Origin of the sequence: Ralstonia sp. UBA689 (assembly GCF_002298975.1) — a bacterium.
Classification (GTDB): domain Bacteria; phylum Pseudomonadota; class Gammaproteobacteria; order Burkholderiales; family Burkholderiaceae; genus Ralstonia.
Window position 1 is genome coordinate 74,106 of sequence record NZ_DBMV01000045.1, and the last position, 25,132, is coordinate 99,237.

Annotated in this window: 22 protein-coding genes; 11 read left to right on the top strand and 11 right to left on the bottom strand. The window is 65.5% G+C overall.

Annotated features, from left to right (window positions below; translation table 11 throughout):
- Nucleotides 1-34: 34 nt before the first annotated feature.
- The gene (locus B4F51_RS22265; RefSeq protein WP_296228921.1) at nt 35-673 is read left to right on the top strand and encodes a LysE family translocator; all 639 of its coding nucleotides are present in this window, start codon (nt 35-37) and stop codon (nt 671-673) included.
- Between the two features lie 20 nt (nt 674-693).
- Here the strand turns inward: B4F51_RS22265 and B4F51_RS22270 are convergent, their stop codons facing one another.
- On the bottom strand, nt 694-1,587 hold the full coding sequence (locus B4F51_RS22270; protein ID WP_296228922.1) for a LysR family transcriptional regulator: 894 nt from the start codon (nt 1,585-1,587) through the stop codon (nt 694-696).
- Between the two features lie 85 nt (nt 1,588-1,672).
- Here B4F51_RS22270 and B4F51_RS22275 point away from each other — a divergent pair, with 85 nt between their 5' ends.
- The 3 genes from B4F51_RS22275 to B4F51_RS22285 are packed head-to-tail and all read left to right on the top strand — an operon-like array spanning nt 1,673 to nt 3,742.
- Nucleotides 1,673-2,449 carry an NAD(P)H-dependent oxidoreductase gene (locus B4F51_RS22275; protein ID WP_296228923.1) on the top strand — a complete coding sequence of 259 codons (777 nt, stop codon included), beginning with the start codon at nt 1,673-1,675 and terminating at the stop codon, nt 2,447-2,449.
- Nucleotides 2,450-2,490: 41 nt separating this feature from the next.
- On the top strand, nt 2,491-2,886 hold the full coding sequence (locus B4F51_RS22280) for a carboxymuconolactone decarboxylase family protein (protein WP_296228924.1): 396 nt from the start codon (nt 2,491-2,493) through the stop codon (nt 2,884-2,886).
- A gap of 43 nt (nt 2,887-2,929) precedes the next feature.
- On the top strand, nt 2,930-3,742 hold the full coding sequence (locus B4F51_RS22285; RefSeq protein ID WP_296228925.1) for an alpha/beta fold hydrolase: 813 nt from the start codon (nt 2,930-2,932) through the stop codon (nt 3,740-3,742).
- 13 nt (nt 3,743-3,755) lie between these two features.
- Here B4F51_RS22285 and B4F51_RS22290 read toward each other — a convergent pair whose 3' ends face one another.
- Complete coding sequence (locus B4F51_RS22290; protein WP_296228926.1) at nt 3,756-4,259, bottom strand: acyl-CoA thioesterase; 504 nt, start codon at nt 4,257-4,259, stop codon at nt 3,756-3,758.
- A 301-nt stretch (nt 4,260-4,560) separates the two neighbouring features.
- Here B4F51_RS22290 and B4F51_RS22295 point away from each other — a divergent pair, with 301 nt between their 5' ends.
- The 4 genes from B4F51_RS22295 (at nt 4,561) to B4F51_RS22310 (ending at nt 7,897) form a co-directional block, all read left to right on the top strand.
- Nucleotides 4,561-5,352, top strand: a complete 792-nt coding sequence (locus B4F51_RS22295; protein WP_296228928.1) for a phytanoyl-CoA dioxygenase family protein — start codon at nt 4,561-4,563, stop codon at nt 5,350-5,352.
- A 119-nt stretch (nt 5,353-5,471) separates the two neighbouring features.
- Entirely contained in the window at nt 5,472-5,690 is a 219-nt protein-coding gene (locus B4F51_RS22300) for a hypothetical protein (RefSeq protein WP_296228929.1), read from the top strand.
- A 216-nt stretch (nt 5,691-5,906) separates the two neighbouring features.
- Nucleotides 5,907-6,356: a DUF2141 domain-containing protein gene (locus B4F51_RS22305; protein ID WP_296228930.1), complete on the top strand. Its 450-nt coding sequence runs from the start codon at nt 5,907-5,909 to the stop codon at nt 6,354-6,356.
- A 14-nt stretch (nt 6,357-6,370) separates the two neighbouring features.
- Nucleotides 6,371-7,897: a carotenoid oxygenase family protein gene (locus B4F51_RS22310; protein WP_296228931.1), complete on the top strand. Its 1,527-nt coding sequence runs from the start codon at nt 6,371-6,373 to the stop codon at nt 7,895-7,897.
- Between the two features lie 326 nt (nt 7,898-8,223).
- On the opposite strand, the gene B4F51_RS22315 is transcribed toward B4F51_RS22310, so the two are convergent.
- The 4 genes from B4F51_RS22315 to B4F51_RS22330 are packed head-to-tail and all read right to left on the bottom strand — an operon-like array spanning nt 8,224 to nt 12,153.
- Nucleotides 8,224-9,705, bottom strand: coding sequence for an AMP nucleosidase (locus tag B4F51_RS22315; RefSeq protein WP_296228932.1), 1,482 nt, complete (start codon nt 9,703-9,705; stop codon nt 8,224-8,226).
- A 47-nt stretch (nt 9,706-9,752) separates the two neighbouring features.
- Nucleotides 9,753-10,514: an amino acid ABC transporter permease gene (locus B4F51_RS22320; RefSeq protein ID WP_296228933.1), complete on the bottom strand. Its 762-nt coding sequence runs from the start codon at nt 10,512-10,514 to the stop codon at nt 9,753-9,755.
- Nucleotides 10,511-11,224 carry an amino acid ABC transporter permease gene (locus B4F51_RS22325; protein ID WP_296229145.1) on the bottom strand — a complete coding sequence of 238 codons (714 nt, stop codon included), beginning with the start codon at nt 11,222-11,224 and terminating at the stop codon, nt 10,511-10,513. Before B4F51_RS22325 ends, B4F51_RS22320 begins: the two co-directional genes overlap by 4 nt.
- Before the next feature lie 53 nt (nt 11,225-11,277).
- A complete protein-coding gene (locus B4F51_RS22330; protein WP_296228934.1) occupies nt 11,278-12,153 on the bottom strand; it encodes an ABC transporter substrate-binding protein in 876 nt (291 codons plus the stop codon).
- Between the two features lie 319 nt (nt 12,154-12,472).
- Between B4F51_RS22330 and B4F51_RS22335 the strand changes: the two genes are divergently transcribed.
- The 3 genes from B4F51_RS22335 (at nt 12,473) to B4F51_RS22345 (ending at nt 18,035) form a co-directional block, all read left to right on the top strand.
- Nucleotides 12,473-14,122 (top strand): GGDEF domain-containing protein, encoded by a 1,650-nt coding sequence (locus B4F51_RS22335; protein ID WP_296228935.1) that lies wholly within the window; start codon nt 12,473-12,475, stop codon nt 14,120-14,122.
- A gap of 227 nt (nt 14,123-14,349) precedes the next feature.
- Entirely contained in the window at nt 14,350-17,325 is a 2,976-nt protein-coding gene (locus B4F51_RS22340) for a sensor domain-containing protein (RefSeq protein WP_296228936.1), read from the top strand.
- Nucleotides 17,326-17,537: 212 nt separating this feature from the next.
- On the top strand, nt 17,538-18,035 hold the full coding sequence (locus B4F51_RS22345) for an acyl-CoA thioesterase (protein WP_296228937.1): 498 nt from the start codon (nt 17,538-17,540) through the stop codon (nt 18,033-18,035).
- A 20-nt stretch (nt 18,036-18,055) separates the two neighbouring features.
- Here the strand turns inward: B4F51_RS22345 and B4F51_RS22350 are convergent, their stop codons facing one another.
- From B4F51_RS22350 to malQ, 5 genes are all read right to left on the bottom strand, one after another.
- Nucleotides 18,056-19,441, bottom strand: coding sequence for a sensor histidine kinase (locus tag B4F51_RS22350; protein WP_296228938.1), 1,386 nt, complete (start codon nt 19,439-19,441; stop codon nt 18,056-18,058).
- Between the two features lie 190 nt (nt 19,442-19,631).
- Nucleotides 19,632-20,384 carry a class I SAM-dependent methyltransferase gene (locus tag B4F51_RS22355; protein WP_296228939.1) on the bottom strand — a complete coding sequence of 251 codons (753 nt, stop codon included), beginning with the start codon at nt 20,382-20,384 and terminating at the stop codon, nt 19,632-19,634.
- A 125-nt stretch (nt 20,385-20,509) separates the two neighbouring features.
- Nucleotides 20,510-21,430 carry an amidohydrolase family protein gene (locus B4F51_RS22360; RefSeq protein WP_296228940.1) on the bottom strand — a complete coding sequence of 307 codons (921 nt, stop codon included), beginning with the start codon at nt 21,428-21,430 and terminating at the stop codon, nt 20,510-20,512.
- A 43-nt stretch (nt 21,431-21,473) separates the two neighbouring features.
- A complete protein-coding gene (locus B4F51_RS22365) occupies nt 21,474-22,721 on the bottom strand; it encodes an MFS transporter (protein WP_296228941.1) in 1,248 nt (415 codons plus the stop codon).
- Between the two features lie 125 nt (nt 22,722-22,846).
- Entirely contained in the window at nt 22,847-25,126 is a 2,280-nt protein-coding gene (gene malQ, locus B4F51_RS22370) for a 4-alpha-glucanotransferase (RefSeq protein WP_296228942.1), read from the bottom strand.
- Nucleotides 25,127-25,132 lie beyond the last annotated feature (6 nt).

Genomic DNA, 25,132 nt, shown 5'->3' on the forward strand with positions numbered 1-25,132 from the left:
CCCGCCATTGTGCCGATTCCCTGAGGAGACCTCGATGACCGCATCTGCTGCCGTATCTGCCATCCTTGTGGCGCTGCTGCTCGGGGCGATGATCCCGGGGCCGAGCTTCGTGCTCGTGGCGCGCAACGCCATCGGCCTGTCGCGCCGCGATGGCCTGGCCACCGCGCTCGGGATGGGCACGGGCGCGTTGTTCTTCGGCGGCCTTGCGCTGGCGGGGCTTTACACGTTGCTGCAGACCGTTGAGTGGCTCTACATCGGCCTGAAGATGGCCGGCGGCGCCTACCTGACCCATGTCGCGTGGAAGATCTGGCGCGGTGCCCCGCACCCCATCGCGATGGACGATCCGCTCGCGGCGCAAGCGGGCCGCGGCGCCAGGTCGTTCTGGACGGGCATCACCACGCAACTGAGCAACCCAAAGACGGCGATCTGGTATGGCAGTATCTTTGCCGCGCTGCTGCCGCAGCATCCGCCGCTGTGGTGTTACTTCGTGCTGCCGCCGCTGGTGTTCCTGGTTGAGTTCGGGTGGTACACGATCGTTGCACTGTGCTTTTCGAGCCGTGTGCCGCGCGAGATGTATCTGCGCGCCAAAGCCTGGGTGGATCGGGTGGCGGCCGTTGCGATTGCGGCGCTCGGGCTGCGCCTGATCCTGTCCGCGCCCAAGGCTGGGTTGTGACGATTGGCGTCAGGGCGGTTTCACACCGACCTCGCCACCGTGTCACGCAGCCACTGATGCCCCGGGTCCCGATGCATCCGCTCGTGCCACAGCATCGACATCTCATACCCCGGCACCTCCACCGGCGGCTCGACTACCTGTAGCGCGCCGGCACTGCGCACGAGTCGCTCCGGCAGCATCGCCACGAGGTCGGTGCTCGCCACTGCGGTCATCACGAAGAGGAAGTGCGGCACCGACAGCGCCACGCGCCGTGTTGCTCCCGCTGCCTTGAGCGCTTCGTCTGTAACGCCGAAGAAGCCCCCGCCGTCGGGTGACACGATCACATGATCCAGCGCGCAGAACTGCGCCAGCGTCGGCCTGCGCTTGAGGCGTGGGTGGCCCGTCCGACCGACCAGCACGTATCGCTCGGTGAACAGCGCGCGGCGGCGCAGGCCGGGTGGGGCGCCGTCGGTAGTATGGAAGGCGAGGTCGATCTCGCCTCGCTCGGCCTGTTTCTCGATGTGCGGCGGCGCGAGTTCAAGAACGGCCAGTCGGGTGCCCGGCGCGGAGGTGCGCAGGGCGTTGAGCGTAGGCAGGATGATGGTCGATTCGCCGTAGTCGGTGGCGGCCACGCGCCACGTGTTCTTGGCCTGTGCCGGGTCGAACGGGCTGGCAGGTGCGACGGCCTGCTCCAACGCTTCGAGTGCCTGCCGCAGTGGTTCGCGCAGCGCTTCGGCTCGGGCGGTGGGACGCATGCCGCGCGGGCCGGGCAACAGCAGCGGATCATCAAAGATATCGCGCAGCTTGGCCAGGTGCACGCTCACCGACGGTTGCGAGAAGTTCAGGCGTTCTGCCGCCCGCGTGACGTTGTGCTCGGCGAGTAGCACGTCCAGCGTCACCAGCAGGTTGAGATCCAGTCGTCTGAGATTATTCATGGCTATGCCTGGAATATTAATTATTCATTTCCAATATACCTTGGCAACAGCCACCCTGGTGTCTTTCCAGACTGGAGTTGCCACCATGAATGTTCTGATCGTCTACGCTCATCCCGAACCCAAGTCGCTCAACGGCGCCCTGAAGGACTTTGCCGTCCAGCGCCTGGAGGCCGCCGGCCACACCGTGCAGGTTTCAGACCTGTACGCCATGCAATGGAAAGCCGCGCTCGACGCCGACGACAGTACCGTCGCACCGATTGGCCCGCACTTCCATCCGTCGCTCGATTCCAGGCACGCATTCGAGAAAGGCCTGCAGACTGCAGACATCGCCACCGAACAGGCCAGGCTGCGCTGGGCCGATGCGGTCATCCTGCAGTTTCCGCTGTGGTGGTTCTCGATGCCCGCCATCCTCAAGGGCTGGGTCGAGCGCGTCTATGCCTACGGCTTTGCCTATGGCGTGGGCGAGCATTCCGACGCCCACTGGGGAGACCGCTACGGCGAAGGCACGCTGGCCGGCAAGCGTGCCATGCTGATCGTCACCACAGGCGGTTGGGAATCGCACTACAGCCCGCGCGGCATCAACGGCCCGATCGACGACATCCTGTTCCCGATCCAGCACGGCATCCTGTACTACCCCGGATTCGACGTGGCGCCGCCGTTCGTGACCTACCGCACCGGCCGCATGGACGAAGCGCGCTTTGCGCAGACCACTCAGGCGCTCGGCGCGCGGCTCGACACGCTGTTCACCATCGAGCCGATCCGATTCCGCCCGCAGAACGCCGGTGACTACGAGATCCCGGCCCTCACGCTGCGTGCGGAGATCGCGCCCGAAAAATCGGGCTTTGCCGCACACGTTGCCTAGCCGGCCAGCGCTACAATTTCCGGCGTGCTGGAGGAGGGATCATGGCAGAACAAGACAAGCAAGCGGGGCGGGCACGCCGCGCGCAGGTGATGGGTGACGCGTTTGTAGAGCGGGCAATGAGCGGGCTCGATACCTTTTCGGCGCCGCTGCAGGATTGGCTCAACGAGCACGCGTGGGGCAGCACGTGGCTGCGTGAGGGCATCGACCTCAAGACGCGCAGCTTGTGCACGTGCGCCATGCTGGCCGCGCTCGGTCGCAGCACCGAACTCAAGGGCCACGTGCGCGGTGCCATCAACAACGGCGCGACTGCGGTGGAGATCCGCGAGGTGCTGTTGCACAGCGCCATCTATGCCGGCGCACCTGCGGCCATCGAGGCGTTTCGATCGGCGCGAGAAGTGCTCAACGAACTGGGCGTGACGATCGAGGAAGGACGCTAGCACCGGCGCGAGCGGCCTTCAACACAACACGCAAAGGAGTGGCATGGAGACCTCCGACGACGATCTCACGCGCTTTGCAGCGCACGGTGCTGCGCCGTTGCAGGCTGCCACGCTCCAGGGCCACGTGGAGCACGACGGCGCCCGCATCTGGTACGCGACCTTCGGTGCGGGCGCACCCGTGATCCTGTTGCATGGTGGCCTCGGCCATGGCGGCAACTGGGGATACCAGGTGCCGGCGCTGGTAGCGGCAGGCCACCGCGTCATCCTGATCGACAGCCGGGGGCACGGCCGCAGCACGCGCGACGCGCGACCCTACACCTACGAGGCCATGGCATCCGACGTGCGCGCCATCATGGACGCATTGGATATCGACCGTGTCGCCTTTGTCGGCTGGAGCGATGGCGCCTGCATTGCGCTCGTGCTTGCCATGCAGGCGCCCGAGCGCGTGGCTGGTGTGTTCTTCTTCGGCTGCAACATGGACCCCAGCGGCGCCAGGCCTTTCCAGAGCACCCCGGTCGTCGACCGCTGCTTCGGGCGCCACCAGAAGGACTACGCGGCGCTGTCGGCTACGCCGGCCGACTTCCAGGCGGTGGTTGCCGCCGTCACCGAGATGATGCAGACGCAGCCAAACGCCACGGCGACGGAGCTGGCCGCGATCCGCGTGCCCGTCACCATTGTGCAGAGCGAACACGACGAGTTCATCAAGCCTGAGCACGCGCAGTACCTGGCGCGGACCATTCCCGGCGCGCGGTTTGTGCTGCTGCAAGGTGTGAGCCATTTCGCGCCGCTGCAGCGGCCCGCGTTGTTCAATGATGCGATGCTGGCTTTTCTGGACGATCTACCGCAGGAAGGCTAAAGCGATCTGCCACTCAACCGGCCGCACTCGGCGTACCGTGCGCCGCCTTGATCGCCTTATGCCGTGCCTCCATTTCTTGCCGCAGCGCGCGGCGTTGCTGGGCGGCTTCAAAGCGTTCCTTCTCTTCCGCATTGGCGGGCACCAGCGGCGGCACGTCAGCCGGCTTGCCGTCGTCATCCACCGCCACCATGGTGAAGTAGCAGCTATTGGTGTGGCGCACGACCTGGTTGCGGATGTTCTCCGTGATCACCTTGATGCCGATCTCCATTGAGGTGCGGCCGGTGTAGTTGACCGACGCGAGGAAGGTCACCAGTTCGCCCACGTGGATCGGCTGGCGGAACACCACCTGGTCCACCGACAGCGTGACCACGTAGCGGCCGGCATAGCGGCTGGCGCACGCATAGGCGACCTGATCGAGCAGCTTGAGGATGTGACCGCCGTGCACATTCCCTGAAAAATTGGCCATGTCAGGGGTCATCAGCACGGTCATGCTGAGCTGGTGGGATTGCGTATTCATGGGACGCTAAAGCAGGAATGAAAGCTGGAAGGATGGGAAAAGCGGGGACGCAGAAATGGGTACGCGGCAAGCGTGCCATTGTGCCGTGTGCGCGCCGCGTTGTGCGACATCGCGCGACATTTGATGGCCACGCGCCACACCTGCCGGCGTGTTTGGGCGGTTGATGGGTAACCGCCCCGGCTGCGGAGGCCGTTTGATCCTGCGCAGGATCACCGCATGTTCGCACCATCTGGGGCCTGCACAGCACGCGGCGGCGCGCTACACTCAATGTCTTTCGCCGTCTCAGCACGCCCCTTCCCACATGACCGCGCCTGCTTCCACGCTTGCTCACGCGCAAACGCTTTCCGCCGAGCAACAAGCCTTCTTCAACGAATACGGCTACCTCGTGCTGCGTGGCCTCGCAAGTCAGCAGGAGTGCGCCACCCTGCTGGCCGCCGCGCAGGACGCCCTGGCGCGTGCGGTGCCGCCGGTAGAGCTGGAAGCCGATGTCGGCTATGCCGGCGCGCCCGCCTCGCGCGAGGCCGAGGGGGGCCACACCGTGCGCCGGCTGCTCGACGCCGATTCGCGCGGCACGCCCTATACGGAATGGGCGCGCACTGCGCGCGTTGCCGGGCCGATCGCGCAACTGCTAGGCGGGCCGGTGCACCTATCGCTCGCGCACCACAACTGCGTCATGACCAAGCATCCGGCCTTCGGCACGGCCACGCACTGGCACCGCGACAGCCGCTACTGGTCGTTCGCGCGCAACGAGCTGGTGTCGTCGTGGCTGGCGCTGGTGGAAGAGACCGTCGACAACGGCTGCCTGTGGGTCATCCCCGGCAGCCACAAGCTTAACCTGCCCGCCCAGCGTTTTGACGCGAAGCTTTTCCTGCGGCAGGACCTGCCCGAGAACCTCGAACTGATCGATACCGCGCGCCCCGTGCCGCTGATGCCCGGCGACGTGTTGCTCTTTCACTGCAACACCTTCCATGCGGCGCGTGCCAACCAGACCGGCGCGGTCAAGTTCTCGGCCGTGTTCACGTATTACGGCCCGGGCAACCACCCGTTGCCGGGCACGCGATCGTCTGCGCGGCCCGATCCGCTGGTCGGCTGAGGCGTGGGGGGATGTCTTCAACGTTTGCCTTCCCCCACTTGTAGGTGCATGGCGGACAGATTTGTGCCAAGTGCCTTTGCTAAGGTGGACCTCCAACAACCATGAACGGGGGAAACACCATGCCGATTCAGGAAGTGACACACGGCGCGCACGTCATTCTGATCGATCCACTGCAGCGTGACGACCGCCGTTGGACGGCACGTTTTCAGGTGTGCCGGGCCGGCAGCGTCGTGTGTGACTGGGAAGATGTCGAGATGCCCGAGGGCTTCATCTCTGCCCAGCTTGCCTTGAGCGCCAGCGTTTTGCTGGCCGAGCACCGCCTCTCCAGCCTGTCGTAAGAGAAACGCCCGTCACGCAACGGGCGTTTTTGCACGCACTTTTGGGCCGCTGGACCGCAGTTGGCGTGATTCCTTGGCGTGATCCGTTCGCCGCGTGCCAATGACCATCCACACCCCGCAGTCTGCACTTCGTCGCACCCTGGGCGACAGCCCCGACTTGCCTGCCTAGACTGCCTCCTGACCGCCGGCCATTGTCCGGCCACCCAGGAGACCTCCATGACTGCAGTGTTCCCGATGCCGCTGATGTTCCGCATGGGCGCCGCGCTGGCATTAATGCTGGCTGCAGCCGGCGCATCCGCCGCCACGCTCACCGTTGTCATTGAAGGTGGGCAGGGCCGCCAGGGCGCAATGCGCGCCGCCATGTTCCGTGACGTCGCCGGCTGGCTCAAGCCAGATACGGCCATCCGCGCCGACATTGCCGCGCTCGACAGCGTGTCGGGCACCAGCGTCACCTTCGTCTACCCGGACTTGCCGCCGGGACGCTATGCGCTGTCGGTCTTCCACGATGCCAACAGCGACGGCAAGCTCGGCACCAACCCAGCCGGCATTCCCATCGAGCCCTACGGCTTCAGCCGCGATGCGCGAGGCCGATTTGGCCCACCGTCGTTCGACGATGCGGCCATCGACGTGCAAGGCGACCAGCGCGTGACCATCCACCTGCATTGATACCGGGGCCTGCCATGCAACGCCGATCTTTCCTCGCGGCACTGGGCGCCGCACCGTTTGGCCTGACGCTGCGTGATGTGATGGCGGCGGAGGTCGCCCAAGACCCGTGGGCTGCCGGGTTTGCCGCGGCACGCGCGCAGCACCCGTGGCTGGCGGGCTATCAGGGCATCAGTGGCGACATGCCGACCAGCGCGCTCAAGGTGGAAGGCACCTTCCCGCCCGCACTGCGCGGTACGTTCTACCGCAACGGCCCGGCGCGCCACGAGATCGGCGGCGTGCGTTACCACCACCTGTTCGATGGCGACGGCATGATCCAGCGCTACGACATCAGTGGCCACGGTGCCATGCATCGTGGCGTATTCGTGCGTACCGACAAGTTCATCGCCGACACCGTCGCCGGCAAGCCGTTGCGCGCCGCCTTCGGCACCGCCAACCCGGACATGGAACCGGTCAGCTCGCCCGACAGCATCAACGTTGCCAACACCAGCCTCGTGATGCATGGCGACGAGATGCTGGCGCTATGGGAAGGCGGGTCGGCCACGCGCGTCGATCCTGATTCGCTGCGTACGCTGGGCGTGCAGACCTGGCGTGATGATTACAAGGGCATGCCGTTCTCCGCCCATCCCAAGGTGGAAGCCGACGGCACGCTGTGGAATTTTGGCGTGAGCAGCGCGGCGGGTTTGCTGACCATTTACTGCGTGGGTGCTGGCGGCGCGCTCAAGCGTGTGCAATCGGTGCAGGTGCCGGACATTGCGATGGTGCACGACTTTGCCGTGACGCAGCGGCATCTGGTGTTCCTGCTGCCGTCGTTCATCTACGACGCAGAGCGCTCCCGCGCCGGCATGTCGTACCTTGATGCGCATGTGTGGCGGCCCGAACTGGGCATGCGCGTGCTGGTACTCGACAAGGACGACGCCACCCGCATGCGCTGGCTGCAGTTGCCGGTCGGTTTCGTGTTCCACCTTGGCAATGCGTGGTCGTCACCGGATGGGCAGGAAATCCACCTCGACTACGTGCGTTCCGACGACGCCACCATCGTCACCACCACGCTGCGCGAACTGATGCGCGGGCAAATTCGACCGGCGCCCGGTGCGCGACTCACGCAACTGCATCTGAACCTGCGCACGGGCCGCGCCGAGCAGGTCACCACGGAACATGTGGCGGAGTTTCCGAAGATCGACACACGCCGCACTGCGCTGCGCCATCGCACGCTGTTCACCGTCGCCCATACTGCGCCGGCAGGCGGTGCGCACGCGCTGGCTGGTTTTGACACGATCATGCGTTTCGATACGGACTCGGGTCAGGTGCAGCAATACCGGTTCGGGCACCGCGCGCTGGTGGAAGAACACGTGTTCGTACCGGCCTCGGCCAGCGCCCGCGAAGGCGACGGCTGGCTGATCGGCACGGTGTTCGATGTGGATGCCGGCTGCACGAAGTTGACGGCGTTCGACGCGCGCAATGTGTCAGCCGGGCCAGTGGCCGTGGCGAGCCTGAACGGCGTGGCGCCACTCGGCTTGCACGGGTTGTTTCGTTCGGCTTAGAACCCGTTCACGATCGACCGGAAATCGCCTGACGCCAACGCCTGCGTCCAGATGGTTTGGCCTTTGACTTTCCTGCCCTATGCGGCGCCTTGAATTTCTGTCGCAAGGAGGAAAAAGGAAGGGAAACTGTCTGAGCGCAGCGAGTTTTTCCCTTCCCCTCCTTGCGACAGAAATTCAAGGAGGGGGTCGCCGCATCGGGCGCGCCTTTCTTTGCTGACTTTCTTTGGCAAGACAAAGAAAGTGAGTCAGCCCCGGCAGGGGATGAAACCGGGGATGCTCCGACAACGTCAACGCATTAACGTGATCACGTGCTGAGGTGCCGACGTTCAACGGAACGCCGGCTCGTCAAAGCTGCGCAGCTTGCGCGAATGCAAGGCTTCGACACCGTTCTCTCGCAGCAGCCGCACGGTCTCCATGCCGATCGCCAAGTGCTGGCTCACACGCTGGCGATAGAACAGGTTGGCCATGCCGCGCAACTTCAACTCGCCGTGCAGCGGCTTGTCCGACACGCACAGCAGCGTGCCATAGGGCACGCGTAGGCGGAAGCCGTTGGCGGCGATCGTCGCGCTTTCCATGTCGATGGCAATGGCGCGCGACTGGTTGAAGCGCGTGTACAGCGCCTGGTACTTCAGCTCCCAGTTGCGGTCGTCGGTGGAAACCACCGTGCCGGTACGCATGCGCGATTTCATGTCGGCGCCGGAGAGCCCCGTGATGCGCGCCACGGCCTCTTGCAGCGCCACCTGGATTTCGGCAATCGGCGGCACCGGCACCCAGGGCGGCAGGTCCTGGTCGAGCACGTGGTCGTCGCGCACATAGGCGTGGGCGAGCACGTAGTCGCCCAACTGCTGCGAGCGACGCAGGCCGCCGCAGTGGCCGATCATCATCCAGCAGTGCGGGCGCAGCACGGCCAAGTGGTCGGTGATGGTCTTGGCGTTGGACGGGCCCACGCCGATGTTGACCAGCGTCACGCCCAGGCGGTCGTCGCGCACCAGGTGATAGGCGGGCATCTGAGGCAGGCCCTTGATGCGGTGCGAATCGTCCGGCGCCGGCGTGCCGAGTTCGTGCATGGTGTCGCCGGGCTCGATAAAGCGGACGTAGCCCTCGTCGTTACCGTCTTCCATGAGCTTGCGGCCGAGGGCGGCAAACTCGTCGACATAGCGCTGATAGTTGGTGAACAGCACGAAGCGCTGGAAGTGTTTCGGGTGGGTGGCGGTGTAGTGGTACAGCCGCTGCAGGGCCAGGTCGACCCGCTCGGCGGTGAACATCGACAGCGGTTGCGGTTCGTCGTCCGCCAGGTGGTAGGTGCCGTTGGCGATGGAATCGTCGATCTGCGCGAGGTCGGGCAGCGTGAACGCGCCGCCGAGTGCGCGCGCCTGTTCGGGCGTGATGTCCACCGTGGACGCCTCCACCACAAAGGGCAGCGGGATCGGCCGGTTGCTCACGCCGACCACCACGGGGCTGTTGTGGTAGTGCAGCAGGCGCTCGATCTGCCCGCGGTAGTACTCGCGGAAGAGATCCGGCCGCGTGAGCGTGGTGCCGTACACGCCGGGATATGCCACCGTGCCCCACGCCGGCCGCGCGTCGCTCACGAGCGTTTTCGGGTCGACGGTGATGCCGAGATACGGGTAGCAGGCGGAAGCGTCGTCGCTGCAATCCTCGCCACGCGCGAAGGCGTGGAAGCGCTCGCGGATGGTCTGCGCGGAGCGCTCGTAGATGGCGGTGATGCGCTCGACGGCACTGTTGGCGTCGGTGCAGATTGCCAGGTCGTGCGCGGGATAGAGATGGGCGGTGGCGCGGGTATCGGTCATGTATTTGATGATACCGGCGTTTTGTGAACGCAAGATAGCGGTGTGGCTTACGTCACCGCATCCGAAATGGGGCGTGCACGCCAGCGCACGAAGCGCTTCCAGGTCGACATTTGGACCGGCTGTGCCGCAGATGCGCGCAGCCATTTGGGCAGCGCTTCGATACCGCTGCACAGCAGGAAATACAGCGCCGCCACGGCGCCGAACACTTCGGCCGGATACGCCACCGTGCGGCTGTTGACCTGGCTGGCGGCGGTGGACAGTTCCACCACGCCCACGATATAGGCCAGCGAGGTGTCCTTGACCGTTGATACCCACTGGTTGGCCAGCGATGGCAGCATGATGCGCCACGCTTGCGGCAGCACGATGGTCAGCAGGGCCTGAGCAGGCTGCATACCGAGCGCCAGTGCCGCGTTGCGCTGACCTACGCCAACCGCGCGCAAGCCGGCCTCCATACTCTGCGCGATATAAGAGGCGCCCACGGCGGCCAGCGCTGTGACAACCGTGGCGGTTTCCGGCACCGCCACACCCAGCGCCATCGGGATCAGGAAGTACGCCCAGAACATCAGCATCAGCACGGGAATGGCACGCAACGTGGCGAGTACGCCGCGCAGTGCGCGCGCCAGCCAGTGCAGTTGTGGCGCAGCGTCGAGCCGATCCAGCACCAGCGCGCAACCGACGCCCGCTGCCGTCGCGGCCGCACATGCCAGCAGCGCCATCCACAGTGTGAGCGCCGCACCCGACAGTGGCCCGTTCGGATACGGCCCGACCAGCAGGTAGCGCAGATGCAGAAGCAGGGCTTCGGCCGTCATGCCAGCGTTCCAGCCGTGGCAACCTGCGATGTGGCCACCCACCCGAGTTGCCGCAACACCATCGGCGCAGCCCATTGCAGCAGCAGGATTACGGCTGCGTAGAGCACCGTTGCCACGGCAAAGGCCTGGAAGGCGAGCAGCGTGTCGGTCTCCACTTGGCGCGCGCTGTAGGACAGCTCCGCCAGCCCGATGCCCATGGCCAGCGAGGTGTTCTTGATGGTGTTGGCGCATTGCCCCAGGAGCGGCAGCGCCGACACGCGCAGCGCCTGCGGCAGCACCACGCGCAGGAAGGCCGCATGCGGCGTGAAGCCGAGTGACAGGGCCGCCTCGCGCTGCCCGCGCGGAACGGCCCGGATACCGGCGCGCAGTTCCTCCGAGATGAAGGCGCCCGCATACAGTGCAATACCGAAGGCAGCCGCCAGGAATTCGAACGACGGCGCGGGCACCCGCCAGCCACCCAGCGCGACACCGCTCCATCCCGTGATGCTGCCGACCACATCCTCGCCCAGGAGCTGCGCCGCGCCGAAGTACCAGAAGAAGAGTTGCACCAGCAGCGGCGTCTTGCGCAGGAAGGCGACCAGACCGCGTGCCGGCAGATGCAGCCAGGGTTGGCCGCTGGCACGCAGCGCGGTCAGCAGCAGCCCAATGGCGAGCCCGCCGGCAATGGCCGCTGCCGACACCAGCAGCGTCATCCCGAAGCCCTCCAGCATCCAGCCGAGGTAACGTGGCGGCAGGGGCTGGAGGAAGTTCGGCAGGCTCAGACTCACTTGGTACTGCCGATGATGAAGTCGCGCGGCAGCGGGGCGGCGCTCTTCGGGCCGAACCAGCGGTCGTAGATGCGGGCGGCCGTGCCGTCTTTCTCCAGGCCCTGCAGAATCTGATCGACGGTGGCCGTCAGTTGCGTCTCGCCCTTGGGCACGCCGATCCCCATGGTCTCGCGCGTGAGCACGAACGGCGAGATCTCCAGTTCGTTGCGGTTCGGCAGCGTGGCCAGTAGCGCGCCGAGCTTGGCGCCGTCCTGCGCGAAAGCCTGGATGGCGCCGCTGCGCAGTGCGGTGAGCGCCAGCGGGGAATCGTCATACGCAATCACGCGGGCGGTGGGGTAGCCCTCGCGCAGGGTGGTTTCCTGCGTGGTGCCCTTGTCCACGCCCAGGCGGATGCCGTCTTTCTTCAGGTCGTCCGGCTGCTTGAGGAAGCCCTTCTTGGCGATGAACTGCAGGCCGCTGGCGAAGTACGGCGTGCTGAAGTCGATCTGCTTCTTGCGCTCGTCGGTGATGGTGAAGTTGGCGGCAATGATGTCGACCTTGCCCGAGGTGAGCAGCGGCACGCGGTTGGCCGGGTTGGTGGCGCGCAGTTCCAGCTTTACGCCCAGCTTCTTGGCGATCTCCCGCGCGTAATCGACGTCCAGGCCCACCGGCTGGCCGGTCTTGGCGTCGGCATAGCCGAACGGCGGGTTGGCGTCGAACACGCCCACGCGCAACACGCCGGCTTTGCGGATGTCGTCCAGCCGGTCGGCCCGGGCAGCCGGTGCGTGCAGTACCGCAACCGCCAGCGCCGCTCCGATGACCACGCCCACCGCCTGGCGCGATGCGCGGGCCAGACCCCGCAACGAGAAGAATCCCGAGAATCCTGCCTGCATGACAACCCCCTGAAGATTTTGAGGGGTCCAAGCGTAGGGTGGATGCTGCGCCGCGCAAACGAATTCGTTGGCAGATCGATATGCGTGCTGCACCGCTGCGCATCATTGCCGGAAGCATCCAGCCCGCATGGGGCTTCAGTTTTTACATTTGACGCCGATACGGTCTGACAGGTGATCGGGTACGCACCAAGCGTTTTGCCCACGGAAAAACGTACCCGATACACTGGCAAAAACGACACACAGACGGGGAGTGCAACGTGGATCAACCGGCTGACGACACCAGCCGCCGGCATCGCCGCGCTCGCGTGGAGTGCGGATCATGCTGATCGCCGCGCTGGCCTGCGCCGCCCTCGTTTCCATTGCACTGATCGGCCAGTCATGGCCGCGCCGTGACGATCCGGAAGTCTCCACTTTCATGCTCCTGGCGCTGGGCACCGCGCTGTGGAGCGGTGCGCGTCTCATGGAGGTCGTTACCTTCGACATGCCCGTGCGAGTGGGCTGGGCGAAGGTCGCGTACGTCGGGATCGTGATCGTGCCGGCTGCCTGGCTGCGCATGGTGGCGGGGCTTACGCGGCCGGAACTCAACGGATTGCCGTCCGTGCGCGTGGGCTGGGTGCTGGCCCTGCTCGTGGCCGCCGGGTTTCTCGGGCTGGTTGCCACCAACGAGCTGCATCGCCTCGTTTGGCTGGATGCGCGTTTTGTCCTCATCGACGGCGTGCAGCGCGCGGTGTTCGATCATGGGCCGATGTTCTGGGTGGCCACCGCCTACAACTACGTGCTGCTGGCCATGAGCCTCGTGCTGCTGACATTGCCTGTTAGCGAGGCGGCCAGCGCGCTATACGCGTCGTCGCGCACGCAGGTGCGGCTGGTTCTTGTCATCGGGCAACTGCTGCCGCTGGTGGCGCATCTGGCCTATCTGCAGCGTTGGACGACCGCCCTGGGCGGCGACCTGACGCCCGCGACCTTCGCTGTCAGCACCGCGCTGCTCGGCTGGGTCGTACTGCGCCCGCGCCTGCGTGACACCGCTGTCTATGCACGCGGCAAGATCATCGAGGCCATGCGCGACGGTTGCATCGTGCTGGCGCGCGATGGCGCCATCGCCAGCCTCAATGCCGCCGCGCGCCATCTGGTGCCCGCCGCGCGGCTGCATATGCCGCCGCCTGCGGTGCTGGGCGTGCCGGGCATCCTGCGCGAGTTCGAGCGTACGCGCCTGCCCAACCGGCACCAGGTCTGGTTGGCCGAAACCGGCCGCACGCTGGAGATCACGCTGGAGGGTCTGACCGACGCGCGTGGCCGTCACGTTGGCGTATTCCTGCTGCTGCGCGACGTGACAGTCGAACAGTTGCAGCGCGCCGGCATGGCCAGCGCCCAGGATGCTCTGCGCGGCGAGCTGCAACGCACGCAAGCCAAGCTGAGCCTGCTTGAGAACGACGTCAACCGCGACCCGCTCACGCACCTGTTCAACCGCCGCTTCTTCGAGACGCAGGCCCCGCGCCTGCTCGACCACGCGCGCCGCGACAGCCGCCCCGTCACGCTGGCGTTGTTCGATATCGACTGCTTCAAGCAGTACAACGACACGTACGGTCACCTGCAGGGCGACGATTGCCTGCGCATGGTGGCCGACACGCTTGGCACCGCATGCCGCCACCCCGACGATTTCATTGCCCGCGTGGGCGGCGAAGAATTCATCGCCATGCTGTTCGACCTGGGGCCGGACGACGCACGCCAAGCCGTGGCGCGTGTTGTGGCCACCGTGGCGGAGCAGGCGCGTCCGCATGCATCATCTGCCGTGGCGCCGTATGTCACGCTCTCGGCCGGTGCCGTTGCCTTCACGCCCGATGATGAACGACTGGACGCGTTGTTCGATCGGGCGGATGTGGCGCTTTACGAGGCCAAGCGCAATGGGCGCAATACGTTCCGGTTTCACCACGGCAGTCCTGGATTGCGCAGCGTGTCGGGTGGGGAGTGAGACGCTGAGCCGGGCGAACGCAGCTCGTTGCCTGCGCTGCATTTTGAATCCCACGTGTGTGAGGAGGAACACTGGCGAGCTTCAGGTGAAGCCGATGTCGTCGTATATCGGTAGGAGCGAAAAAAGGGGAACCATGTCTGCCCAGACTTGGGGCAGGGGCGTCCAATCTTTGGAGCCTGCCTGCGCCGATTCGGGCGCCATTTGGAAATCGCAAACGGAAAGGCTGCATGCGTACGAGTCCCCAAGGTAGCGGCACGGAGTCCTTATCGATCGCCAGCAAGAGTGAGCACGCCCTGGCGGCGAATGATCTGCCGGTGCCCATCCTGCGCTACGACGCGGCCGGCCAGCGGCTTGGCATGAACGCCGCCGCTGCCACGATGTGCACCATGGCCGCTAATCCAGCGGGCCCGTGCAGCGATGCGCAGTGGTTGTCCTCACAGAGCTTGCCGCGCTACCTGGAGGCGATCCGCACGGTGGCCGCGACGGGCGTGGCGCAGGAGATCGAACTCGCGTGCGAGCCGGTACTGGGCGCAGAGGGTGCACCTCGCAAGCATTACGCCGCCCGGCTCTGGCCCGAGCTGGCCTCGGACGGCAGGGCGGGCGTCGTTGTGGTCTGTTTCGAAATCACCGCCCGCAAGCAAGCCGAAGTCCGGCTCCAGGAGCGCGTTGCCTTTCTCGAATCACTGTTCGATACGATTCCGGTGCCCGTGTTTTCCAAGAATCGGGAAGGCAGGTATCTCCATCTGAACAAGGCGTTCGAAACGTTTTTCGGGGCTCGGAAGGCGCAGTTGGTCGGCAAGACGGTGTTCGAGATCGGCGACTACGAACTGGCCAAGATCTGTTTCGACATGGACGAAGCCCTGTTCAAGGCCGGCGGCATCCAGCGCTACGAATCGAAAGTGAGGAACGCGCGCCAAGAGCAGCGCGAGGTGGAGTTGAGCAAGGCGGCGTTCCATGACGCCGAGGGCCGGGCGGCTGGCCTGATCGGCGCGATCCTGGACATCACCGAGCGCAAGCGCGCGGAACAGGCGCTGGATGCGTCGCACGCGCGCCTGAAGAGTGTGCTGCAGACCATTCCGGACGTCGTATGGCTCAAGGACACCAATCACGCTTACCTGGCCAGCAACCACGCATGCGAGCGGCTGATCGGCAAGCCGGAGGCCGACGTCATCGGCAAGACCGACGACGAATTGTTCGACGCCGAATTGGCCGATAGCTTTCGCGCCCGAGACAAGGCCGCGATGCACGCAGGCGCCACCAGCGTCTACGAGCAGTGGCTTACTTATGCAGATACTGGCGAGCGCGCGTTGTTTGAGACGCGCAAGGTGCCCGTGCTCGATGCGGCGGGCAACGTGACGGGCGTGCTCGGCGTCGCGCGGGATATCACCGAGCGCAGGCGTATCGAAGACAGGATGGCCCGCCGGGAACAGGAATTCCGCACGCTGGTCGAGCACTCCCCCGACACCATCGCCCGCTACGGCAGCGACTTGCGGCGCCTGTACGTCAACCCGACGTTCGCCAGGCGGGTCGAGGGCGGGGAGGCGGCGCTGATCGGCAAGACGCCCACCGAGTGCCCGGGCGGGCCGAACACCGTGATCTATGAACGGGAGCTGCGCGAAGTCCTCGCCAGCGGCGCGGAGCGCGAATTCCAACTGGTATGGATCGGGAAAGACGGCAGGGAGATGTGCCGCATGATCAAGTTGACGCCTGAGCCCGGCCCGGACGGGACGGTGGGCAGCGTCCTTGCCGTCGGGCGCGACATTACGGAGCTGCATGCCTCGCGCAAGGCTATTCATCGGATGGCCTTCTACGATCCGCTCACCGGGTTGCCGAACCGTACGCTGTTCAACGAGCAGCTTCGACTGGCGATCAGCAGCGGTGTCGGCAGTGCGGTGGCCGCGCAGCCTGGGCTGGTGGGCGTGATGATGATCGACATGGACCGCTTCAAGGGCGTCAACGACACCCTGGGGCACGCAGTGGGCGACGACCTGCTGCGCGAAACGGCCGAACGCTTGCGCGGCTGTGTGCGCCCGACCGATACGGTGGCCCGTTTCGGGGGCGACGAGTTTGCCATCCTGCTGCCTGACGTCGGTACCCGCAGCGCCATGGAGTCGGTCGCTGCGGCCATCATCGACCGGTTTGACGAGCGCTTCGTGCTGGATGGCAAGGACGTGTTCGTCTCGTGCAGCATCGGCATTGCACTGTGCCCGAACGACAGTACCGATGCCGGCGATCTGATGAAGTATGCGGATTCGGCCATGTACCTGGCCAAGCGCTCCGGCCGGCGCGGCTTCCGTTTCTACTCGAAGGCGCTGACAACGGACGCCACCGCGCATCTGTTGCTCGAATCACAACTGCGTCACGCCATCGCGCGTGGTGAGCTGGCCCTGCACTATCAGCCCAAGGTGTCGTGCGCCAGCCATGAAGTGGTGGGCTCGGAGGCACTGCTCAGGTGGGCGCGGCCTGGCATCGGGTTCATTCCGCCCAATCAGTTCATTCCGGTGGCCGAAGAAAGCGGACTCATCGCCGATCTGGGCAGGTTGGTTCTGCGGGAGGCGAGCCGAACGGCTGCTGAATGGAATACCGGCGAGAAGCCCGGCGGGATGCCCCACAAGGTGGCGGTCAACCTGTCGGCCAGGCAGTTCCAGTCCGGTGATTTGGCGTCAGCGGTTGGCGAGATCCTCGCCCAGACCGGCTGCCGCCCCGAGTGGCTGGAGCTGGAGCTGGAGATCACGGAGAGCGTGCTGCTGGAGGAGGACGAAGCGATCCTGGACGTGCTGTTCGCGCTCAAGGCCATGGGGCTTTCCATCGCCATTGACGATTTCGGCACTGGATACTCCGCGCTCAGTTATCTGACGCGATTCCCGATCGACACGCTGAAGATCGACCGCTCATTCATCCACAAGATGATGACGGACCAGCGGCATGCCGAACTGGTCAAGGCCATCCTGTCGATTGCGCACTGTCTTGGCCTGCAGGTCGTTGCTGAAGGCGTGGAGACGACAGCTCAGGCCGTGTTCCTGGAGGCGAACGGCTGCCAGGTCGCGCAGGGCTTCCTGTACAGCAAACCGTTGCCCAAGCCCGACATGGCAGCGCTACCGCGGCATCTGTTGCCGGAGGTGGAGTTGGGGCAAGGCGACGGCGGCGGGTTTTCCGAAGATTTTGGGATGTGCGGGGACCACTGTGAATCGGAGCGGACTTGATGACGTTGGAAGCACCGGCGTTTTCTTGAGTTCAAGGGCGCAACCACATCGGATTGCGCGCCATGTCAGGCGGGGAATACGCCGGAAGTCCGAAGGGCGATGGCTCTTGCTTGTTACGAAATGAGATTGGCGTCGGAAGAATGGGCGCGTGTGCGAGATACGCCGCACATGCGCGGCTGCCGCCAGCAGCCATTCCATTCATGGAGTATGAGATGCCGACTGGCCAATCCATTGCTACAGTCATCGACCACTATTTGCGCAGTTCCGACCTGTCTGAATCTATTTCTGCGCAGCAGACCTTTCAGCACGCCTTCGACGTCTACTTGAAGGATTCCAACGCCTACGCCAACACGTACTTCGCCCGATATTTCGAGTGGCAAGGCGTGGTGCGCGAGCGCTGGTTTCACGAATGCATCGATGCGGACCTGCTCATGAGCGGGCGCGTGATCTTCGTGACCAAGCTGGCGCACCAGGAGTTTGTCGAGGAGACGTTTCCGTTCCAGCATGTGGAGTGCCACCTGAACACGTTCCGGGTCCAGCCATGCTCGTTCTATATGGTGTTCCGGTTTGTCTCGGGCGGACGATTGGTTTCGCTGGGGTATCAGCAGGTGGTGTGCGCCAACGCCGAGCGTGCCATCCAACGGTTGCCGGAACACGTGCGCCTGCGTGTGAAAGCGTATGAGTTGGACATGCTGCCGCAACTCGCGTAACGGAGTTGAAGACTTGAAGGTTAGATAGCAGGAGGTTGGGGAAACCGCATGGAGAACAGCGTGTATTCCCCAACCACGGATTCGCAGTGGATGCGACCACCGAAGGCCTGCATCACGCGCCGGCAGAACGTCAGGCCTACGCCAGAGCCCTTGCCGACGTGCTTGGTGGAGAAGAACGGATCGAAGATGCGGCGCTGTACGCTGGGCGGGATGCCCGTTGCGCTGTCGCGAACCACCAGCACGTAGCCGTCGCCGTCCTTGCGGGCAGAGATATCAATTTGTCCCTTGCGAGCGATCTGGATAGCGTGCAGAGCGTTTTTGAGCAGGTTGAACAGTACGTACACCAGCAGCGTGTCAGAGCCTAGAAAGTGCCAGTCGGGGCTGAACTCCTCGACGTGCACGCGTTCACGCTCGCCGGCCCGGAACGGATACTGCGCGACCGCCAATTCCACACATTCACGCAGGGAGTGCGCCGCAAAGGTGCGCCGGTCCAGGCGTTCAAGCGTGACGGAGGCCAGAGCCATCTCGATCACGCTATGCGCTGAGGCGACTTCCGATGTGATGGCCCCTGCCAGCTTGGAGACGCGCTCCAGCATGGCGGGATGCTGTGGCGGTTGGCACAGGCCATTGTCGATGGCGAGTTGATAACCACGGTACAGGTCGGGCCAGGCGCGGGCTATCTCGGCCGCTTGCAGCCGTATGGTGGTCAGCGGTGTGCGCACCTCGTGCGCGACCGTGGCCGCCAGCGCGTAAGGACGCATCAGGTCGAACTTGACGACGCCCACCGCGATGATGCCCAGTGCCACAGCCAGCGGCAGTACGCCCGGCGGATAGAACGCGACGCCGTAGTTGACCGCGTAGTCCACAGCGGACAGCGAAATCAGTCCCACTCCAAAGAGGCATGTCAGCAACCGCTTGCGTTTCTCGGCGGTCGCGTGCTGCTGACCCACGTAAAGCAGCCACATGCCGCGCGTAACCAGTACGGCGGTCTGCGCAATATGTACGGCCTCCAGCGGGCCTGCCTTCGGATAGAAGCCGAAGTGGAGGCGCTGCACGCCGTCGATCACCAGATTGGTTGTCAGCAGCAGCACGATCAGCACTGCGTCGAGACCGTAGGCGGCGATGAGCTTGCGCCGCTCGTTCGGACTTTCCGCCACTTCCACGGCAAAGTGGTAGAGCATGGTTGGCATCACCATGATGGCAATCCAGCCGAGCTTGGTGAGCACCTGTGCCGTGCCGGCGTCCTTGGTCTGGAAGAGGAACGCCCAGATGCCTTGCCAGAGACAGGTGAGCACCGCCATGCCGAAGAACGCCAGGCTCGCACGCGTGCGCCCGCGCGTAGTCAGCACGTAGACGCCGTAGAACAGGAACAGCGACGAGACGAAGGCGGGGAAGAGGGCGTACATAGAAACCGGAAGCCGGCGCTGCGGCCGGGGCACCAATGCCGACAAAGACTGTCGGCGACGCTCAAGGGTACCGGTTTTCAGCGCCTCCGAGCGTGCGTTCCGATCTCACATATTTTTCATTCTGGCTTAAACGAAGCCCTAAAAAGGCCACCGTGCAAAGGTTCCCTCCCAACGGGTGTGGCAGAAATCCCTACGCGGCCTCGACCATCATCGCGTCAATGGCAAACGAATAGTCAGGTGCCACCGCAAAGTACGCGCGCGCTTCATCGGCGGCGCGGTCGAACAGGTCGCGGATGGCATCGGCGCGGACTTGCGGTGTGCGGATGCGGGCAATCCAGCTATCGAAGGCCATCGTCAGTTTCCAGGTGCGCGGTGTCCCTGGCTGGAAGCCTGCTTCGGCCAGCATGGCCTGCCATTCCGAGACCCGATAGTCGCGCACGTGCGACGCATCGCGCAGCACCTCGGCGGTCTGCAGCAGCGTATCGAGCAGCGGCGCCTCTGGCGCAACGATGTCCACGATGACGAGCTTGCCGCCGGGTTTGAGTACGCGGCGCGCCTCGGCCAGGCCGGCGCGCACATCGAGCCAGTGGTGAGCGGAGAAGCGCGTGGCGACGATGTCGAACGCGGCATCGTCGAAGGGCAGGGTTTCGGCGCGGCCCGCTTGCGTGTGCAATTGCGCGAGACCGCGACGCGCGGCTTCGGCGGCCACCACGCCCAGCATGTCTTCGGACAGGTCATACGCCACCATGGCCGCCACATGCGGAGCCATGGCAAAGCTCACGTGTCCGCCGCCGCAGCCGAGGTCGAGCACCTTGGCATGCGGCACTGATTGCGCCAGCGCGGCCAGCGCATCGAGGTCGGCGCCCTGAGCGTGTACGGCGCTGGTCAGGTAGGCCTGGGCCACGTGGCCGAATTGCTGGTCGACGAGTCGGTGCTGCTGCATGACTGCTCCTTTCTTGTGGGGAGGGCGAGGAGCGGTCAGTGTAGGAGCGCGGCCCGTGCAGCGAAATTCGCAATTGACGAAGTGGGGTATCGCGCGTCAGCGGTTGGGGCGCGAACGCCTTCTCCTCAAACGAAACGGAACAGTTGCGCGGGCGTATCGACCAGCACCTTCTGGCGGTCGGCGGCGTTGGGCAGCAGCACGTCGACAAAGGCGCGCGCCTTGTCGTAGCTGACCTGCGATTCGTATTGCGTGTGCGGCCAGTCGCTGCCCCAGACCAGGCGGTCCAGACCGAGTGAATCTTTCAGGCGCGGCACGGCGGCAACGGCGATGGCCTCGCCGCGTCCAGCGTCTCCGTTGCGGTAGGCACCCGAGATCTTTACCCACACACGGCGCGAGCGGCCGGCGGCCAGCAACGCGGCAAAGCCGGGGTCGTCCACGCCGAGCCTGGGGTCGGGGCGGCCGAAGTGATCGACCACCACGTTCACTTGTGCCTCCAGCAGCGGCGGCAGCAGGGTGGGCAGGCGGCGGGCTTCCACGTGTAGCTCCACGTGCCAGTCCAGCGCATGCAGGTGCGCCAGCGCGGCCTGCCACGCGGCCGACCTCAATTGCGGGTCGGGCGCGCCGATCAGGTTCAGGCGGATGCCGACTATGCCTTCGGCGTTCAACTGCGCGAGGAAGGTCTCCGGCGCGGCCGGATCGATTACAGCCACGCCGCGCAGGCGCTGCGGTGCCTGCTTGATGGCCGCGAGCATGTAGCTGTTGTCCATGCCCAGGAAGCTCGGCTGGATCAGCGCGCCGTGCGACACGTCATGCGCGTCGAGCTGCGCCAGGTAGGCCGACAGCGGTGCGTCGTAACCGGGCGCATAACGGCGCGCATTGGCCAGCGGCAGGCCGCGCTCGAACACGTGCGCATGCGTATCGATGGCGGTGATGCGCGTCGTGCGCATTGTAGAAACTTCGCGCATGCTGTTGCTGGCGCATCCGGCAAGGGCTGTGGAACCTAGCATGGCAAGCAGCCCGGCGTTGAAGGCGCGACGCGTCGGCATGGGGTCTCCTGGTGTGATGTTGTGCGGATCATGACGAGGCAGGTCAGGCGGTGACGGCGGCCAGATCGCGGCCGCGCGTTTCGGGCAGCATCAGCACTGCCAACGCGACGATCGAATACGCGATGGCCGCATCGATGCCGATGGCGGTACCCAGCGACATCGACGCGCTCATCTTGCCCACCAGCACCGGAAACGCGGCGGACACCACGCGGCCGAAGTTGTAGCAAAAGCCCACGCCCGTGCCGCGCACGCCGTGCGGATACAGCTCGTTGAACAGTGCGCCCATGCTGGCCGGAATGCCGGCGGCAAAGAAGCCGAGCGGAAAGCCCAACACCAACATCGCGCCGTCGGACAGCGGCACCAGCAGATACACCAGCACAGTGACCACGCAGCAGCACGAGAAGAGCAGGATGTTGCCGCGCCGGCCGATCATGTCCAGAAGCCAGGCGCTCGCCACGCAGCCGCACCAGAACGCGAAGATGATCACCGCCAGATAGCCGCCCGTGCCGAGCACCGACAGGTGGCGCTCCGTCTTGAGGTACGTCGGCAGCCACGTCATCAGGGCGTAGTAGCCGCCGTGCGCGCCGACGCCGAGCAGCCCGCCGATCAGCGTCATGCGCAGCACCTGCGGGCGGAAGATGTCGAGCAGCGGAAAGCGCGAAACCGGCATGGCATCGGCGGTCGCTTGCGTTTTGACCGCGGGCACGGGCTCCTGCACGCCCCGGCGGATGTAGATGATGAGCAGCGCCGGCAACAGGCCTGCGGCAAACATCACGCGCCAGGCGATGTCCGGTTCGACGAGGGAATACGTGAGCGCGTACAGCAGCACGGCACCGCCCCAGCCTACGGCCCACGCGCTTTGCACGGTGCCCATCGCCTTGCCGCGGTGGCTGGCGCGGATGCTCTCGGCCATCAGCACGGCGCCCGCTGCCCATTCGCCGCCAAAGCCGAAGCCCTGGATGGCCTTGAGCACCAGGAACTGCTCGAAGTTCTGCGCAAAGGCCGAGGCGAACGTCGCCAGCGAGAACCACAGCACCGTGAACTGCAGCGTGCGCACGCGGCCGAAGCGGTCGGTCAGCGCGCCGGCAATCCAGCCGCCCAGGGCAGACGCCACCAGCGTGACGCCCGATACCAGCCCGGCCTCGGTCTTGCCGATGTGCCATGCGGCAATGATGGTGGGAATGACGAGGCTGAACATCTGCACGTCGAGCGCATCGAGTGCCCAACCGCCAAAGCACGCCCAGAAGGTGCGCTTCTCCCCTTTTGAAATCTCCTTGAACCAGCCGAACATGCCGTCTCCTCCGGGTGACGTGAGCGACACCTTGAACACGTATTGCTCTAGTCATCTATATGAATAGATGAATTGTAGGGTCGGCAATCTGAGGGCGCAGTCGGTGTTAACCCGCGCGGATAGGGCTACGCGGCGGCGGCACGCGCGTCCGCTAACACCTTCAGGCGGGCCTGCGTGGTTGGGTCGTTCAGCACAGTATCGGCGGGGCCAGGAAGGCGCCGGCGCCAATTGGGGTGTGTGTGGATGGTGCTGGGCAGGTTCGGCTGCTCTTGCAGGCCGAGCAGGTCTTCCATCGGCACGATGGCGAGCGGCACGGCTGCGGCGGCGGTATAGGCGACAGCGGCGGTGGCGAAGTCGTCGGCGGTGGCGGCGAGGAGGGCAGTCGTTTCTGTGGAGATTGCCACGCCGGCTTGCTCCAGCGCTGCCTGCAATGTGGTGATGCGCAAGGGTGCCGCCCCGGATTGCTCGACCGCCTTGTTATGGTGCTCGAAGGCTTCCACCAGCGCACGCCGATCCGCCATGCGCTGCGTGTGGGCCTGCGCTTCGTTCATGCTGGCCGGCAGCAGACCGAGCTTGCCATGCCAGCGCAGATCGTTGCCGGTCCACCAGCTTGCCAGCGTGGGCAGATCGTGCGTGCTGGTCATGGCGACGGAGGTGCGCGCCCAGGTTTGCGGCTGGCGGAACGGCTGGCCGGGCAGACGCTCATCACGCTCGAACCAGAGGATGCGCATGCCCAGCAGCCCGTTGCCCGCGAGGTGTTCGCGCAGTCCGCCCTGCACGGTGCCCAGGTCTTCGCCGATAACCACGCAACGGTTGCGCCACGACTCCAGCGCAATCAGCCGCAGCAGGTCCTGCAGCGGGTAGCGCAGGTACACACCGTCCAGGGCGCGCGCGCCTTCAGGAATCACCCACAGCCGCATCAGCCCCAGCACGTGGTCGATGCGCACGCCACCAGGTGTGGCCATGATCGCGCGCAGCATTTCGATGAAGGCTGCAAAGCCGTGCAAGCGCATGGCGCGCGGGCTGAAGGTGGTGAGGCCCCAGTTCTGCCCCTGCGTGTTGAACACATCGGGCGGTGCGCCTACCGTCACGCCCATCAGCACTTCCTGCTGCCGGCTCCAAACGTGGCTGCCCGCGCTGTCGGTGCCGATGGCCAGATCGGCGATCAGGCCGATGGCCATGCCGGCGTCTTCGGCGCTGCGCTGCGCGTTGTCCAGTTGGCGGGCTGCGGCCCATTGTAGAAACAGGTGAAAGTTGACGGCATCCGGATGGTCGCGGGCAAAGGCGCGCACCGCCAGTTGTGATGGCGATTGATACCCCGTGGGCCAGTGCTTCCAGTGCCAGGTTTGCGGCTGATGTTCGCGTATGTGGGCATCGAGCGCTTCGAAGCGCGCGTGGTCCAGCAGGCGCTGGCCGTGTGCGGCGCGGAAGGCTTCAAAGGCATCATGCAGGCGGCCAGCGGCACCGTCGCCGGCGGCAACCTGCTGCTGCATCTGCCGATGCAGCGCGCGCAGCACGGTCAACCGGGCCGTGGCGCTGGCCGACCAGTCGATCAGGTTCTCCGCTTCCAGCCGGGCGTAATCGTCGGCCAGTCCGCAGTCCGCCACCGCTTGCCGCACGGCCTGCATGCCGAACAGCGCAGCGGGGTCGATCATCGTTGCATTGAGAAACAGCCGGCTTGATGGCGAATAGGGCGAATAGCGGTGCGGATCGGCGCTGAACATGGCATGCACCGGGCTCAGTGCCAGCGCATCGGCGCCGCGTTGCGCCAGGCTGCGGGCGAGGTCGCCGGCCCCCGTGTAGCTGCCCAGCCCGGCCGACAGCGCAGGCAACTCGCCGCTTGCCCGCAGGCCATACAACTGAGCCGAACTGCCCCATAGGCGGGCGTCCTGCGCCCGCCCTTGCGCATGCAACGCGTCGGCCACGGCATAGCAGCGCGGGGGGGCGATGGCGAGCATGCATTCGATGTCGCTGTCGGCGCCGGTATCGATGCGCAACCGGTGATAGCCGGCGGTTGGTACAGGCGCCAGCAGCAGCGTCGTGTGCTTGCCGCCGGCGCTTGCGCGGACGATGCCTTCGGCGCTGCCGCCGTCTTCGTAGTCGATGCGGTAGGGGCGGCCCGCCAGCGTCGGCAGCTGACGCGGGGCAGTCTCCAGCAGGATCGGCTGGCCGACCACGCCGGTGGCCAGTGCAGGCACCGTCAGGGTGTTGGCTTCAGCCTGCAGGCGTGCGCGGCTGTCCGCGACTTCGGTGGCGGTGCCGGCGGGCAGGCCCAGGCAGCCCAGCACCGTGCGCAGGACTTCGTCGCTTACGCGCATGGCGCGGCCGGCAGCGTCTTCCCAGTCGACTTGCAGGCCGGCCTGTTGTGCAAGCTGGTGCAATGCGTTGTCGGGCGTGGCGTTCATGTTGGG

Coding starts and splice junctions, on each gene's coding strand:
- B4F51_RS22290 (WP_296228926.1), bottom strand. CDS start 4,259: ATGAATACGCAATCCCACCAGCTCAGCATGACCGTGCTGATGACCCCT.
- B4F51_RS22365 (WP_296228941.1), bottom strand. CDS start 22,721: ATGTTCGGCTGGTTCAAGGAGATTTCAAAAGGGGAGAAGCGCACCTTC.
- B4F51_RS22345 (WP_296228937.1), top strand. CDS start 17,538: ATGCCGACTGGCCAATCCATTGCTACAGTCATCGACCACTATTTGCGC.
- B4F51_RS22335 (WP_296228935.1), top strand. CDS start 12,473: ATGCTGATCGCCGCGCTGGCCTGCGCCGCCCTCGTTTCCATTGCACTG.
- B4F51_RS22310 (WP_296228931.1), top strand. CDS start 6,371: ATGCAACGCCGATCTTTCCTCGCGGCACTGGGCGCCGCACCGTTTGGC.
- B4F51_RS22355 (WP_296228939.1), bottom strand. CDS start 20,384: ATGCAGCAGCACCGACTCGTCGACCAGCAATTCGGCCACGTGGCCCAG.
- B4F51_RS22360 (WP_296228940.1), bottom strand. CDS start 21,430: ATGCCGACGCGTCGCGCCTTCAACGCCGGGCTGCTTGCCATGCTAGGT.
- B4F51_RS22320 (WP_296228933.1), bottom strand. CDS start 10,514: ATGACGGCCGAAGCCCTGCTTCTGCATCTGCGCTACCTGCTGGTCGGG.
- B4F51_RS22295 (WP_296228928.1), top strand. CDS start 4,561: ATGACCGCGCCTGCTTCCACGCTTGCTCACGCGCAAACGCTTTCCGCC.
- B4F51_RS22315 (WP_296228932.1), bottom strand. CDS start 9,705: ATGACCGATACCCGCGCCACCGCCCATCTCTATCCCGCGCACGACCTG.
- B4F51_RS22300 (WP_296228929.1), top strand. CDS start 5,472: ATGCCGATTCAGGAAGTGACACACGGCGCGCACGTCATTCTGATCGAT.
- B4F51_RS22350 (WP_296228938.1), bottom strand. CDS start 19,441: ATGTACGCCCTCTTCCCCGCCTTCGTCTCGTCGCTGTTCCTGTTCTAC.
- B4F51_RS22305 (WP_296228930.1), top strand. CDS start 5,907: ATGACTGCAGTGTTCCCGATGCCGCTGATGTTCCGCATGGGCGCCGCG.
- B4F51_RS22340 (WP_296228936.1), top strand. CDS start 14,350: ATGCGTACGAGTCCCCAAGGTAGCGGCACGGAGTCCTTATCGATCGCC.
- malQ (WP_296228942.1), bottom strand. CDS start 25,126: ATGAACGCCACGCCCGACAACGCATTGCACCAGCTTGCACAACAGGCC.
- B4F51_RS22285 (WP_296228925.1), top strand. CDS start 2,930: ATGGAGACCTCCGACGACGATCTCACGCGCTTTGCAGCGCACGGTGCT.
- B4F51_RS22270 (WP_296228922.1), bottom strand. CDS start 1,587: ATGAATAATCTCAGACGACTGGATCTCAACCTGCTGGTGACGCTGGAC.
- B4F51_RS22330 (WP_296228934.1), bottom strand. CDS start 12,153: ATGCAGGCAGGATTCTCGGGATTCTTCTCGTTGCGGGGTCTGGCCCGC.
- B4F51_RS22275 (WP_296228923.1), top strand. CDS start 1,673: ATGAATGTTCTGATCGTCTACGCTCATCCCGAACCCAAGTCGCTCAAC.
- B4F51_RS22265 (WP_296228921.1), top strand. CDS start 35: ATGACCGCATCTGCTGCCGTATCTGCCATCCTTGTGGCGCTGCTGCTC.
- B4F51_RS22325 (WP_296229145.1), bottom strand. CDS start 11,224: ATGCTGGAGGGCTTCGGGATGACGCTGCTGGTGTCGGCAGCGGCCATT.
- B4F51_RS22280 (WP_296228924.1), top strand. CDS start 2,491: ATGGCAGAACAAGACAAGCAAGCGGGGCGGGCACGCCGCGCGCAGGTG.